Source organism: Shewanella sp. POL2 (genome assembly GCF_000282755.1).
In the GTDB taxonomy this organism is placed as follows: domain Bacteria; phylum Pseudomonadota; class Gammaproteobacteria; order Enterobacterales; family Shewanellaceae; genus Shewanella; species Shewanella xiamenensis.
Genome location: NZ_AKZL01000010.1, coordinates 1 through 14,116 on the forward strand (window position 1 = coordinate 1; position 14,116 = coordinate 14,116).

Consider the following 14,116-nt stretch of genomic DNA (forward strand, 5'->3'; position numbering starts at 1 on the left):
GTCATTGCTGGGGATTTTTATTTAGCGTTAGCGCTATGAACAGCAATCGCTGCGGCGTAACCAACTTCTTGGGATCTTCTCAAACACCACTTTCGCCATCAACAACGCCAGTATTATGCCCGAAGTGGCCACTAACCAACTTGGTAGCATTTGATGTTCATGGCCAATCTGTGGCATTACCTCAAAGCCAAAGTTCGCCACTAGATAGTTCACTAAGGCACCCGCTACTAAGGCAACACCTAACACACCGCCAAGATAGCCGTAGAGCGCACGCTTACCCAGCTCCTTAGTCACTACACCTAAAGTAGCGATATTGGTTGCAGGGCCTGCCATCATAAACACCAGCACGGCGCCGGGGGACACGCCAGCAAGCAATAATCCCGCCGCAATCGGCGTCGACGCCGTTGCGCAGATATACATAGGGACAGACACTAGCACCATCACCAGCATGGCCAGCAACCCATCGCCCCACTTAGCCAAAAAGTCAGCAGGAACATAGGTTTGTACTAATGCTGCGAAGAATAAACCCACCAGCAGCCAGAGGGTCGTATCACGCACAAGATCCGTCGCCGCATATTTAAGCCCAAGCCCAATACGCGCAATCACAGATTCAGACTTCAACTCAGTCGCCATATCCTGAGTCGACGCACAGCAGCTCTCGCCTTCGGCTTGATGGCTCTCAGCCGTTTTCGCGCTTGAGCTACCACAACAAGCGCCCTTCTTCACTACCACGATTTTTTCAGGCGCGGCAGTTTGCGTACCACAGCATGAACCAGCATTTTCAACCTTGACCGCACTGACTTTAGCCGCATTAACCATACCGACAGTGCCCATACTTGGGCCACTAGCTGCCATTAGACTGGGCTTAGCCATAGGTGTCATTTTGATTTTCGGTTCGGTTGATGGCGCTTTCGCGTTATCACTGCCGCAGCAGGAAGACTTAACCGGCGTGATTACAGGCGCCTTAGTCGATGCGCAGCAGCTTTTTACCGCTTCGGCTTTTACCACTGTCTCTGTCGACGGGGATTTTGAGGCGCAGCATGAAGCGACAGGCGCAGCGCTAGCTAATGCCTTGTCTGACTGAACCTTGTCTGACTGGGAATCGGCCTTAACCGCAGGTTTGCCATCGTCATCATCACGTCCCACCAGTAAGCCCGCAACAATGGCACTGGTGATCGCCGCAATTGGGCGCACTATTGCCATAAAAGGGCCGAGTAACACGTAGGAAACCGTTACTGAGTCAACCCCAGTTTCAGGAGTGGAGACTAAAAAGGAGGTGGTTGCCGCTTTCGATGCCCCAGAGCGGCGCAGCCCCACGGCGGCGGGGATCACACCGCAGGAACACAGAGGTAAAGGCGCGCCCAATAACGCTGCCTTGACCACAGTTTTAAAGCCATGTCCGCCGAGCTGCTTTTGCATCCAGGCCATAGGCACGAATACTTTAAGTAAACCCGCCAGAATCAAGCCAAGCAACAGCCAAGGAGCAGAATCTAAAAACAGATCGATAAAATTCTTCAGTAACATAATTAATTCCCTGACTTATCTAGGGTTGTAGCGCTGTGGACTGCACCATGATCATGCTCAACGCGAACTCGTTCGGTACTCGACTCTAGCGCCTCTAAAATCGAGCAATGTTCGGCACTACGAGGCCCGCCGCAGCAGGCATCCGACAAGCTCTGCAAACTGGTTTGAAAATGCAATAACTCGGCAATCTTCGCCTGTACCTGCGCCAGCTTGAGGTCCACCATGCCCTTTACATCGGCACAGACCCAATTGGATTTATCAAGATCGATAGACAACAGCTCACTGATTTCACTTAAGGTAAAACCCACCGCCTTCGCCCGCAGAATAAAACGCAGCCGCGCCGCGTCGGCATCGGTATAGACCCGATAGCCAGAGTCGGTTCGGCTCGAAGGCGAAAGTAGACCGTGTTTCTCATAGAATCTGAGGGTATCGGCCTTCACCTCGCATAAATCGGCTAACTCACCAATTCGGTACATAGTTAATCCTTTGCAGTTTTACTCGAATCTTCTCAAGCAACACTGACAATCAATATGATGGAGCGAGTATAAACCTTAGAGCCTACTCCAAGGTCAAGGGCTATTTTCAAATTTACACTTCACCCCAAAATCATTCCACTTTGTTCTGATATCAATATTGTGAAATCGCGCAGAAAAAACACCCGTAAATCCCGTTTTACGGTAGAATACGCGCGCCTGACGATGGGACAAAAAATATAAGTAGGACCAAGGGGCTTTTGGAAAGCAGAACCGATTGAAGTTGTTCTGTTTTCCGAAAGATCCTTGAAACTAAAATAACTGGACCCTGTACCCAAATGACTGTTGCAAATAATGCCAGACCCATTCGTCGCGCGCTGTTAAGCGTTTCAGATAAAACCGGAATTCTCGAATTCGCCAAAGCATTACACGCCCAAGGCGTTGAACTGCTGTCAACGGGCGGTACCGCTCGCTTGTTAGCGGATAACGGCGTGCCTGTTATCGAAGTATCTGACTATACAGGACACCCTGAGATCATGGATGGTCGCGTTAAAACCCTGCACCCGAAAGTGCATGGCGGCATTTTGGCGCGTCGCGGTCTTGATGAAAATGTCATGGCTGCTAACAATATCAATGCAATCGATCTGGTTGCGGTTAACCTCTACCCCTTTGCCGATACGGTTGCTAAAGCCGGTTGCACCTTAGAAGATGCGATTGAAAACATCGACATCGGTGGCCCGACTATGGTGCGCGCTGCGGCGAAAAACCATAAAGACGTGACTATCGTGGTAAATGCGGCCGACTATAACCGCGTATTAGCCGAAATGGCCGCCAACAATGGCAGCACGACTCACGCGACCCGTTTCGATTTAGCGATTGCCGCCTTCGAACACACTGCGGGTTACGATGGCATGATCGCCAATTACTTCGGCACTATGGTTCCAGCGCATAGCACTGATGAGTGCTTCGAAGACTCAAAGTTCCCACGCACCTTCAACACCCAATTAGTGAAGAAGCAAGATCTGCGTTACGGTGAAAACAGCCACCAAACTGCTGCCTTCTATGTTGACACTAAGATCGACGAAGCCTCAGTCGCAACTGCCGTTCAACTGCAAGGTAAGGCACTGTCTTATAACAATATCGCCGATACCGATGCCGCCCTTGAGTGTGTGAAAGAGTTCAGCGAGCCAGCCTGCGTTATCGTTAAACACGCTAACCCATGTGGTGTTGCACTGGGTAAAGACTTACTCGATGCCTACAACCGCGCCTACCAAACTGACCCAACGTCAGCCTTTGGCGGCATTATCGCCTTCAACGGCGAGTTAGATGCAGCAACCGCTAGCGCTATCGTTGAGCGTCAATTCGTTGAAGTGATTATTGCGCCAGTCGTGAGCCAAGGTGCCCGCGATGTAGTGGCCAAGAAAACCAACGTGCGTCTGTTAGAGTGCGGTCAATGGGATACTAAGACCAAGACCTTAGACTATAAGCGCGTAAACGGTGGCCTGCTGGTGCAAGACCGCGACCAAGGCATGGTTGGCTTAGATGACATTAAAGTCGTGACTAAGCGTCAACCGACCGAGAGCGAGCTGAAGGACTTAATGTTCTGCTGGAAAGTGGCTAAGTTCGTTAAATCTAACGCGATTGTTTACGCTAAAGACGGTATGACAATCGGTGTCGGCGCAGGCCAAATGAGCCGCGTCTACAGCGCTAAGATTGCGGGTATCAAGGCTGCCGATGAAGGCTTAGAAGTGGTTAACTCTGTGATGGCGTCCGATGCCTTCTTCCCATTCCGCGACGGTATCGATGCCGCAGCGGCGGCGGGCATTAGCTGTATCATCCAACCGGGTGGCTCAATGCGCGATGCAGAAATCATCGCTGCTGCCGACGAGCACGGCATGGCCATGGTAATGACGGGCATGCGCCACTTCCGTCACTAATGCCACCTACAGCCAGCACGCCAAGTGCTGGCTGTTTCGTTTATCGCACTCTGTAGCACTAAGAATCTAACCACAAGAATTTAAAACTCAAAGGGATGACTTAACATGAAAGTATTAGTTATTGGTGGCGGCGGCCGCGAACATGCCCTAGCTTGGAAAGCGGCACAATCACCTCAGGTCGAACTGGTTTATGTTGCACCGGGTAACGCGGGCACGGCTCTCGAACCAAAGCTTGAAAACTTAAATATCAGTGCAACTGACATTCCTGCCCTGCTCGATTTTGCTAAAACCAATCAGATCGAACTCACCATCGTCGGCCCGGAAGCGCCGCTGGTATTGGGCGTGGTCGATGCCTTTAACGCTGCGGGTCTACCCATTTTTGGCCCAACCAAAGCGGCAGCACAGTTAGAAGGCTCTAAGGCGTTCACTAAGGACTTCTTAGCACGCCACAATATCCCAACGGCGGGTTATAAAAACTGTACCGAAATCCAAGACGCTAAAGCCTTCGTGCGTGAACTGACGGGCAAGACGGGTTACCCAGTAGTCATCAAAGCCGACGGTTTAGCCGCAGGTAAAGGCGTGATCATCGCCCAAGACCAAGCCGAAGCTGATGCTGCGATTGATGATATGCTCGCGGGCAACAAGTTTGGTGATGCCGGCTCACGCGTGGTCATCGAAGAGTTCTTAAAAGGCGAAGAAGCCAGCTTTATCGTGATGGTCGATGGCAAAAATATCCTTGCCATGGCGACTAGCCAAGATCATAAAGCTCGCGATAATGCCGATCACGGTCCAAACACTGGCGGCATGGGCGCTTACTCCCCTGCGCCCGTGGTCACCCAAAGCGTACACGATTGGACGATTGCTAATGTTATCCGCCCAACGGTTGATGGCATGGCGGTTGAAGGCAATGTTTACACTGGCTTCCTGTATGCAGGTCTAATGATCGCACCAGACGGCAGCGCCAAGGTACTGGAATACAACTGCCGCTTTGGCGATCCAGAAACCCAACCTATTATGATGCGCTTAAAATCAGATCTGGTTGAACTCTGTTTAGCAGCAACCCGCGGCGAGCTGGATAAAGTTACCGCCGAGTACGACGAGCGCGCCGCAGTCGGTGTCGTATTAGCCGCTGGCGGTTACCCTGATGACTACCGCAAAGGCGATGTGATTGACGGCCTAAGCCTAGGTAATCACGATGCCAAGGTCTTCCACGCCGGTACTGAAATGAAAGGCGGACATGTAGTCACTAATGGCGGCCGCGTGTTATGCGCTACAGCCTTAGGAAACACAGTGACCGAAGCACAAAAAGCCGCTTATCAATTGGTTGATGAAATCCATTGGGATGATGTGTATTTCCGTACTGATATTGGCTATCGCGCCATTGCCCGTGAACAACAGAGCTAAGGGTTAATCCCACTAAAAATACCGGCCTAATGCCGGTATTTTTATGCCTTAAATTTGACGATCGTCAAATTTAAGATAATGATTTATATAAATTTTATTAAGATATTATCTACTTTAGCCCGTATTATTCCGCTACAATGCTGCATAATTGTTAATTCCCAAAATAATAAGGACTCCCTATGGAGATTAGACTTATATCTACCGCCATCGCCTTACTGATTGGCGGTTGCGGGGGCGGCTCTGAGGATGCGAGCACCACCACACCACCCGTTCAGCCACCGACTATCACCCAATATACCGCCAGTGCAAGTCAGGTATCGGGCGGCAAACTCACTCCTGCAAGCCAAAAAGTCGATTCGGGCAAAAGAGCCAGCTTTAGTGTTCAAGCGGACGCAGGCTTTGTACTAGAAAAAATTAGTGGCTGTGGCGGTTCATTAGCCGAGTTAACTTATACCACAGCGGCGATGTCGGCGGATTGCACGATTACTCCAGCCTTTATCAGCAATGCTGAAAATGCCATTCGCCATCAAGACCATACCCTTGCCAGCGCCAATGAGCTGATTGATTTCAGCACTGCCGAACTTGCGAAGGTGGACGCTGCACGTAAGACGCAAATCACCGAACTCTATCAAGGTGTGGGTAACAGCATCAGTTGGCATCCGACCCACGATTCCATCACTTTTTCGAGCTTTATGCCGGAAAACACTTTTACCTTACTGCCATCGAATGTGGATGGCAGCGGCGCTAGTGCCGTACGTGGTTTAGTGATGGCGGGCGAACAACAAGGCCAGCGTTATGCCGCCATGGGTGGCAACTTGTTTGCGGTTAATAATTCAGATGAGAGTGATAAGCTACTGAAAAACCTTATCGGATGGCTAACCAAAGGCGGCGATCAGCAGGATGGCCTCAGCATAGTCACGGCCCAAATGCCGAGCCGTGCCGACAGTTGGTATTTCCCCCATAACGAAGGGATCCGCACTTGGCTAAGCAAGTACTATCCCGATGCTCACAGTATCAATACCGCCAATAGCTGCGACTACAGCGCCCTCGCCAGCTGTATCGATACCTTAAAACCCGATTTAATCGTTATCAGCGATATTGACCGCGACAACCTAGGTTACGCGGGCATTCAAGCGGCGATTGCCAAAGCCAAGGCTGCGGGTATTCCCCTGCTACTCTCAAATTATCGACGCGAACAAAGCGCTATGCTCTCGCCACTCTATCTTGAGATGGGACTCTCTACCGCTGGCAACTATTGGTCCAAACTCAATGCCGATAACTTGAATGTAAGTAGCATTCTGGCCGAAGATAAAGCCCTTGAAGATGTTAAAAAACTACTGGCAAATCTGCGGGAGCAGCGCTTTGACACGCAGGTATTAAATGACTGCACAGGCAATTACTTAAGCTGTAATAGCAGCGCCTTTGTTGAGGCTTTTAAAGCGGGTGCCGACTGGTATCGCAGCAGTGCTGAAACCTTAGATATCAATGGCATTGATGTGTTTAGTCGCACTAACTTCCCACTGATAAAGGCCGGTTTACTGCTCGCCGATAAATACCGTAGTGAAATTGATTATCCCATCGCCTACAGCGAGTTCACCCAATGGCAGCAAGCGCTATTTGCCGATTGGACGGTGAGCTACGCCCGCGCCCATAACCTTGCCCAAGCCGATTTAGGGGAATATGTCACCGACAGAGCCAATCTAAGTAAAGGCACTAATGCTCACTACGGTTATCCGGCCACAGTATCAGAGCGCAAAACCATTAGCGTACCTTATACAGGTCAATGGACCAGCTCAGGCTGGTACGCCTTACCGGGACAAACCATCACGCTCAGTCGTTTGGATAGCACCAATGCCAACGTCGAAATTAAGCTCAATTATCATAGACGCAATACCAACCGCGCCTTTGAACAAAAGGTTTATCGCGCGCCGCTTGAGTTAGCGCAGCAGCGTCTTAAGCTCGCCAAAGGGCAAAGCATCGAGTTTTCAACCCCCTATGGCGGCCCGATTTATTTCTATATCAGTGGCGGCGAAGGCGCGCTCAGTGTCGATGTGCAAGCAAAAAATGTGGCTAAGCACCCAAGTATCATGGATTTTTCTAATCCTGCTGAAATCACGGCCTTCAATGACAAAATCCAAAACACTGAGCTGCCCCATGTGGATCTGCGCACCGATGGCGCTGAACAGCATTTACGCCGCGACCGTTTTATGAATGCCATTGGCGGTAAGATCCCTGATGTTACCGCCTTGCTCAAAAGCATCGTCGAGGACCATATCAATAGTGTTTACACCTTAGCAGGACTTAAGATCCAAGGTAAAAGCTTAACTGAGTCGTTACCCGCCGAGGTGCTATCAAGCTGTCAGGCACTGTTTGGGCAAGATTGTATCGATGTTAATCTGCACACTCGCACGATTATCCAACACGCTAACTATGACCAGAATGCCCAATGTGGATCGGGTTGCAGTGGGAATCCTTGGGATGCCGCTTGGAATATTTCACCCACGGGTTGGGGAGATAACCATGAACTTGGCCATAATCTGCAAACCAACCGCCTCAATGTGCAATATGCCACTGCCGCCAATAGCGATAATTGGACAGGCTATGGCAGCCGCGCGGGGGAAAACTCCAACAATATCTTCCCCTATGTGGTGCTATGGAAGACCCATTATTTGCGTGATGGTAATACCAACACCATCAATGATGGCCATATGAATCACAAAGATCTCTTCTATGTGTTTATGTCCGATGCTGTGGGCACCACGGATACCAGTGGCAAACGCGTGGTCTTCGGCGCCAACTGCAAAGTGCTCGATGCGGGTGAAGACAGATACACAGCCCCTTGGGCCAGCAATGCCTACGCGGTACACAACGGCTATCGCATGGGGTTTTATATCCAAATGGCCCTCAAGGCCCATGGCATGACGCTAAGTGATGGCACAACCTTAAGTAATGGCTTTAATCTCTTTACCTTGCTGTATCAGCACAGCCGTATTTTCGGTAAATACGCTAATAACGCCAACGATTGGGAGGCAAACCGCAGTAAACTCGGTTTTGACTTGTTCCCCTTCGATGGCCATAGCGTCTTCGGTGGTAAAACGGTCAGAGATATTCCTGGCAATGACTTTATGTTGGTTTCCTTAAGCAAACTCACAGGCAAAGATTGGCGCAGCCATTTCGATATGCTAGGACTGCGTTACTCTAGTCTTGCAGCCATACAAGTCACAGCAAACGCCACCCTTGGCACGGTCCCAATGGGTATGTATGAGCTCGAAACTGATTTACCACCCGCCAATATGAGCCAAGGCTTAACCTTTATCCCACTGTCACTGAGCGATAGCAGCACACTTTGGAAAGGCACAGGCTCACCTAGCCAATGCGCGAAACCTTAATACCCTAGACATTAAAGCACTAGACGTTAAGACACTGAAAATTAAGTGCAATAAAAAATAAACCTCGCAAATGCGAGGTTTATTTTGCCTAAAAGCGTGATCTAACGCACACAAGTTGCGAAGTAGATAGCGCACTATTTGACCTCAATAATGATATCCAATAATAAATCAGGGGTTTTCTATGGGTTATTCAATCAAAGACATTATTTATCAAGGCGAAAAGTCCGGCGTGCACAACTGGCAAACATTGTCAGGACAGAATTTTTACTGGCATCCTGACTGGCTTCATATTGCCGAGGATCTCACAGGCCATAAGGCAACAGCCAACATCCAAGCTGATGGTGATAAGGCAACCCAAAATGAAGCTGAACAAGCCATCGTTAAACACCTCAATAAAAGCTAATGGCCTGAGGCAATTGCTTTACGGGCTATTTTATCGATTAAGCCCGGTGCAATCAGCTTAAGCCAACGTCCGAGCCGGCCGCGAAGAGAAGTGATAAGCTGCCGGCCTCGGGTTGCTATCACAGGTAGCATCATGTCGGCACATTGCTCTGCGGAAAGAATTTTAGCTTCCTGCATTGGCGATTTACCGAGTGGCTTACCCGCACCATCTAAGGCTCGCTTATGGATTTGCGAGACGACAAAATCAGGGCAAATCACCGTCACGGCCACATTATCGTCAGCAAGCTCAATCCGCAGCGAATCAAAAAAACCGATAACAGCATGCTTAGACGCCGCATAACCACTACGAGTCGGTACGCCTGTTAACCCAGCCACCGAAGCCACCACCACGACCTGACCTTGGCTCGACTTTAAATAGGGTAAGGCGGCATGGGTCAAATAGGCAGGGCCTAAGTAATTAACGCGCATGATATCTTCAAGAACCGCTAGTTGGGTTAACTCATCAAAACGCGACCACATCGTCATGCCCGCATTATTAACCAAAATATCGAGACGGCCATAATGGGCAATCGTGGCTTGAATTAAGTCTTCACACTGGGAGGCACTGCTGACATCAGCGGCAAAAACAAAGGGAGTAGGACCATAGTTAGCAATTTCGAGGGCAAGTGAGGCAAGACGCGTTTCATTGCGAGCACTCAATACAAGTTGGCATCCTACCCGCGCCATGGCAATCGCCAGCGCACGACCAATACCTTCAGAAGCCCCTGTAATAATAACCACTTTACCCGTCAGTCCATCCATAACCATATCCTTGTTACTAATATGTTAACTTCGGTTAAGGGTAAATTGGCATAATCACCTAAAAAGCGCAATCCCCTATGCGCGTTGCGCTAAGCTCATCTCAAACTGCTCACAATAACTTGCTAGAGGTTGCGGCCGTCCTATCGCATAACCTTGAGCATAGTTGATACCAATCGCTTGCAATCTATCGATAATCTCTTGGTTTTCTACAAATTCGGCGACCGTCTCAATTCCCATTACTCGGCAAACGTCTTGAATAGATTTCACGATGGCATAGTCCTTGGCATTGACGGCCAGGTTTTTAACAAAGCAGCCATCGATTTTGACGTAGTCCACGGGCAGTTCGCGTAAATAGCCGTAGGAAGCAAAGCCACTGCCAAAATCATCCAATGCAAAGGAAAAACCGAGTTTGCGCAATTGCCTGAGCATTTCCATGCCGCGGTGACGGTTTTGAATCGCAGTCGTTTCGGTAATTTCAAAGCAAACGCATTGGCTAGGAATATCAAAAATTTGCTGCTGCTTAGCAATATATTCCACCATGCCTTCGGCGCCGAGACTATTGCCCGAAAGGTTGATTGAAATGCAGTGATCCGGCCAAAGCTGCGAATTTAGCGACAGCCATAAAAAGGCTTTACGTATCACTTCTTTATCAATTTCAGGCATCAGCTTAAAACGTTCTGCGGCAGCAATAAACTGGGCTGGCGCCAAAATGCGACCACAAGGCTCTTGGATCCTGAGCAGAATCTCCATCCGTTGGCGTTTAGAACTCGCACCTAATCCTCGGATGGGCTGGTAGTAGAGCAGGAGTTCATTTTCCTCAATTGCTTGGGCAATACGCATCGCCCATTTAGGCGCATTACGCTGGTAGGTCAGTTCTTTATCTTTATCATCATAAATATGAATTTGATTGGCGCCCTTAGCTTTAGCGGCAATACAAGCGATATCCGCATCCTTGAGTAATTCCTGCGCATTGATATAGGGCGCACGCCCAAAGGCAACACCAATACTTAAGCCGACTTTGTAGTTGCAATTTTTATCGTGTAACACTTGCAACGATACCTGGGCAATAATGTGCTTTAGCAACTGCACCACGGCTAACGCCGAGCGATCGCAGATCACCAGTCCGAACTCATCCCCACCTAAGCGAGCGAATAACTCCTGAGGCCCAAGACATGATTGGATAGCCTTAGCGACCATGGCCAACATGCGATCACCCGCAGTATGGCCACAACTATCATTGATCAACTTAAACTGCTCTAAATCCAAATAACATACCGCAAGGCTCCTCGTTTGACCGACGAACTCGGGCAGTTGTTCTTCGAACGCTTGGCGATTAAGTAACCCGGTAATACCATCAAAGTTTGCGCGTTTTTGTAGCTGGTGCTTAAGGCGTTCTTCTTGGGTGATATCCCGCAGTACTACTACAGTACCGACAATCTCTTTTTCATGATTAAGCACGTTACTAATGCTACGTTCAATAATCCGTGGCGTTGTGGTTAGCAGTTTGATTTTAGCGACTTGAGGTGTCGTTTCGCCAAGGCGAATACAATGAAATACCGCTTGATTTAACTGCTCTCCAGCCTTTAATAAGCTAGCAAGACTCTCTCCAACGGCATCACAACTGGCCACATCAAGCAGTGTTTCAGCCTTTGGATTCATGTAAATGACGTTTGCATCGATGTCGGTCAAGATAACGGCTTCAGCAATCGACTCTAAGGTTATTTTACCGCGCTCTTTCTGCTGATAAATCCTCGCGAGTAAGCTGTTTACGCGATTCGCCAATACAGATAACTCTTCATTACCCTCGCTGGTCACAGGCCGATATACACTCGCCATAGGATCAACGAGCGCTAATTGCTGCATCAAGCTATTAAGGGGCTGTAACAAGCCTGAACGCAACCAAACATAACCCAAGGCGACAATGAATACCCCCAGCAATATCACCGCAAGCGACACCCAGTCGAGACTAAGCTTTACATCTCGAAAAGGATCATCAGAAAATTCAACCTGAAGATAGATTGGTTGTTGACTAATGAGACTCGGCAGCGCAACCGAACTTGGATGTAAAGTATTATGTGTTGTTACAGCATTAGACATGCTGATCCGCGCGACAAGGGAGGTTTGAGCATATTCCAGTAGATCGCGCTCAGTAAGTTGCCGCACTAACAGCACATACTCACCCAAATGTGAAGCGACCGCAGTGACGACATATCCTTTATCGCCAATTAAATAGGCGCTGGCAAACTCAGGCTTAGCCTGCGTCGTTATCGCCTTGGCGATTTCCTGCCGATTCACATCAGCTATTGATTGCTCATTTTGAAAAACACTCTGCAAATTTCCATCTCGCAGAATAAACCAACTTAAATTGGCAGACATGGAGCTCTCAAGCCACGAAGACTCGAGGGATTTTAACTGCTCGCTATCGAGATGAGCTAATGGGGAGGCATAAATATTAGTGAGAAACCCTAACCGATCGACATCGATGCGGAACTGCTGCTGAATATTCGCTAGCTCGCGCTGTACATTATCCTGACGTAACAATTCGACCCTATGGTCAAACCAAACCCCGAGGCAATAGGAGACAAGCACAACGGCTGGTAAACAGAACCCTGCAATAAATACCAATATTTTGTTGCCTATGCGCATCTTTTACCACGGCTTACGTAATTAAATTAACAAACGGCTTTATTTAGTCCCTTATAGCGCCATGCAACATATCTCATTTGCAAATAGTATTAAATATCACTTTGCTTTATCCGTTGCTAAAGTAGGCAATAGCATGCATTTAATTGCTTTAAACGCCTTTGATTTAACGCAGCTATTCGATAAAAAGTTTTAAAAAGTTAGATGGTAACCGAGCTCCAACACACTAACACCGCGGAGACATACGCTATAAAGCACGCGATTAATTAATGCACTCACTAAACCACAAGTTAATACCCAATTAACAACACCCAAGTGGAAGTTTCTGACGCTGTGATAAACGCCATAAAAAACGGACCCTCAGGTCCGTTTGTTATTTAGTGCAGCTTATTTATGGTACTGCTTAGATTGAGCGTGAACCGCCTTAATAAAGGCACCTGCATGCTCTGGGTCCACATGCTGGTGAATACCATGGCCTAAATTAAACACATGGCCTGTACCTTCACCGTAGCCAGCCAGAATTTGAGCAACTTCTTCTTCGATACGTGGGATTGGTGCATATAACATGGATGGATCCATGTTGCCTTGCAGAGCAACTTTATGACCAACACGGCGACGGGCGTCAGCGATATCGACAGTCCAGTCTAAACCTAAAGCATCACAGCCCGTTTCAGCCATCGCTTCTAACCATAAACCACCGCCCTTAGTGAATAAGGTCACTGGCACTTGGCGGCCATCAGCAAAGCGAGTTAAGCCATCAACAATTTTCTGCATATAACGCAGTGAGAACTCACGGTAAGCAGTGTGCGATAACGCGCCGCCCCAAGAGTCGAAAATCATTAAAGATTGCGCACCATTAGCCACCTGTGCGTTTAAATATAAGGTCACTGAATCTGCAAGCTTATCAAGCAACATATGCAATGCAGCAGGCTCGGCGTAGGCCATTTTCTTAATTTTTTCGAAGGTTTTGCTCGAACCGCCTTCAACCATGTAAGTGGCTAGAGTCCATGGAGAACCAGAGAAGCCGATTAATGGCACTTGGCCATTCAGTTCACGACGAATCGTGCTAACGGCCTTCATCACATAACCCAGCTCATCTTCTGGGTCTGGGATTGATAATTTTTTGATGGCATCGATAGTATCTGTTGGGCGCTCAAAACGTGGGCCTTCACCCGCCTCAAAATACAGACCTAATCCCATTGCATCGGGAACAGTCAAAATGTCGGAAAACAGAATCGCCGCATCCAGCTCATAACGACGCAGCGGTTGTAGTGTCACTTCACAGGCCAATTCATGGTTTTTACATAAAGACATGAAATCACCCGCTTGAGCGCGAGTCGCTTTATATTCAGGAAGGTAGCGGCCTGCTTGACGCATCATCCAAACCGGAGTCATATCGACAGGCTGTTTTAATAGGGCGCGTAAATAACGATCATTCTTTAATTCTGCCATTTGGCTTGATTCCTAGACTTTTATTGAGATCCGCTGGGTCGGTAGTTTAGCATTTACGCGAATAATGTAACCAATATGAGATAATTTATGT

Annotated in this window: 9 protein-coding genes; 4 read left to right on the top strand and 5 right to left on the bottom strand. The window is 48.6% G+C overall.

Annotated features, from left to right (window positions below; genetic code table 11):
* Positions 1–33 precede the first annotated feature (33 nt).
* Positions 34–1,524, bottom strand: a complete 1,491-nt coding sequence (locus SHEWPOL2_RS03980) for a permease (protein ID WP_037426310.1) — start codon at positions 1,522–1,524, stop codon at positions 34–36.
* A gap of 2 nt (positions 1,525–1,526) precedes the next feature.
* On the bottom strand, positions 1,527–2,000 hold the full coding sequence (zntR, locus tag SHEWPOL2_RS03985; protein WP_037426311.1) for a Zn(2+)-responsive transcriptional regulator: 474 nt from the start codon (positions 1,998–2,000) through the stop codon (positions 1,527–1,529).
* Positions 2,001–2,335: 335 nt separating this feature from the next.
* Between zntR and purH the strand changes: the two genes are divergently transcribed.
* The 4 genes from purH (at position 2,336) to SHEWPOL2_RS04005 (ending at position 9,130) form a co-directional block, all read left to right on the top strand.
* Positions 2,336–3,934, top strand: coding sequence for a bifunctional phosphoribosylaminoimidazolecarboxamide formyltransferase/IMP cyclohydrolase (gene purH / locus SHEWPOL2_RS03990; RefSeq protein WP_023268923.1), 1,599 nt, complete (start codon positions 2,336–2,338; stop codon positions 3,932–3,934).
* Between the two features lie 105 nt (positions 3,935–4,039).
* Positions 4,040–5,338: a phosphoribosylamine--glycine ligase gene (gene purD, locus SHEWPOL2_RS03995; protein ID WP_037426315.1), complete on the top strand. Its 1,299-nt coding sequence runs from the start codon at positions 4,040–4,042 to the stop codon at positions 5,336–5,338.
* A gap of 179 nt (positions 5,339–5,517) precedes the next feature.
* Complete coding sequence (locus tag SHEWPOL2_RS04000; protein WP_037426318.1) at positions 5,518–8,727, top strand: ImpA family metalloprotease; 3,210 nt, start codon at positions 5,518–5,520, stop codon at positions 8,725–8,727.
* Between the two features lie 181 nt (positions 8,728–8,908).
* Positions 8,909–9,130 carry a hypothetical protein gene (locus SHEWPOL2_RS04005; protein ID WP_037413589.1) on the top strand — a complete coding sequence of 74 codons (222 nt, stop codon included), beginning with the start codon at positions 8,909–8,911 and terminating at the stop codon, positions 9,128–9,130.
* Here the strand turns inward: SHEWPOL2_RS04005 and SHEWPOL2_RS04010 are convergent.
* From SHEWPOL2_RS04010 to hemE, 3 genes are all read right to left on the bottom strand, one after another.
* Positions 9,127–9,930, bottom strand: a complete 804-nt coding sequence (locus SHEWPOL2_RS04010; RefSeq protein WP_037413590.1) for an SDR family oxidoreductase — start codon at positions 9,928–9,930, stop codon at positions 9,127–9,129. The two genes, SHEWPOL2_RS04005 and SHEWPOL2_RS04010, sit on opposite strands and share 4 nt — an antisense overlap.
* A 75-nt stretch (positions 9,931–10,005) precedes the next feature.
* Positions 10,006–12,576: a cyclic di-GMP phosphodiesterase PdeB gene (pdeB, locus tag SHEWPOL2_RS04015; RefSeq protein ID WP_037426320.1), complete on the bottom strand. Its 2,571-nt coding sequence runs from the start codon at positions 12,574–12,576 to the stop codon at positions 10,006–10,008.
* Positions 12,577–12,960: 384 nt separating this feature from the next.
* Positions 12,961–14,025 (bottom strand): uroporphyrinogen decarboxylase, encoded by a 1,065-nt coding sequence (hemE, locus tag SHEWPOL2_RS04020; RefSeq protein WP_037413592.1) that lies wholly within the window; start codon positions 14,023–14,025, stop codon positions 12,961–12,963.
* Positions 14,026–14,116 lie beyond the last annotated feature (91 nt).

Coding starts and splice junctions, on each gene's coding strand:
- SHEWPOL2_RS03980 (WP_037426310.1), bottom strand. CDS start 1,524: ATGTTACTGAAGAATTTTATCGATCTGTTTTTAGATTCTGCTCCTTGG.
- zntR (WP_037426311.1), bottom strand. CDS start 2,000: ATGTACCGAATTGGTGAGTTAGCCGATTTATGCGAGGTGAAGGCCGAT.
- purH (WP_023268923.1), top strand. CDS start 2,336: ATGACTGTTGCAAATAATGCCAGACCCATTCGTCGCGCGCTGTTAAGC.
- purD (WP_037426315.1), top strand. CDS start 4,040: ATGAAAGTATTAGTTATTGGTGGCGGCGGCCGCGAACATGCCCTAGCT.
- SHEWPOL2_RS04000 (WP_037426318.1), top strand. CDS start 5,518: ATGGAGATTAGACTTATATCTACCGCCATCGCCTTACTGATTGGCGGT.
- SHEWPOL2_RS04005 (WP_037413589.1), top strand. CDS start 8,909: ATGGGTTATTCAATCAAAGACATTATTTATCAAGGCGAAAAGTCCGGC.
- SHEWPOL2_RS04010 (WP_037413590.1), bottom strand. CDS start 9,930: ATGGATGGACTGACGGGTAAAGTGGTTATTATTACAGGGGCTTCTGAA.
- pdeB (WP_037426320.1), bottom strand. CDS start 12,576: ATGCGCATAGGCAACAAAATATTGGTATTTATTGCAGGGTTCTGTTTA.
- hemE (WP_037413592.1), bottom strand. CDS start 14,025: ATGGCAGAATTAAAGAATGATCGTTATTTACGCGCCCTATTAAAACAG.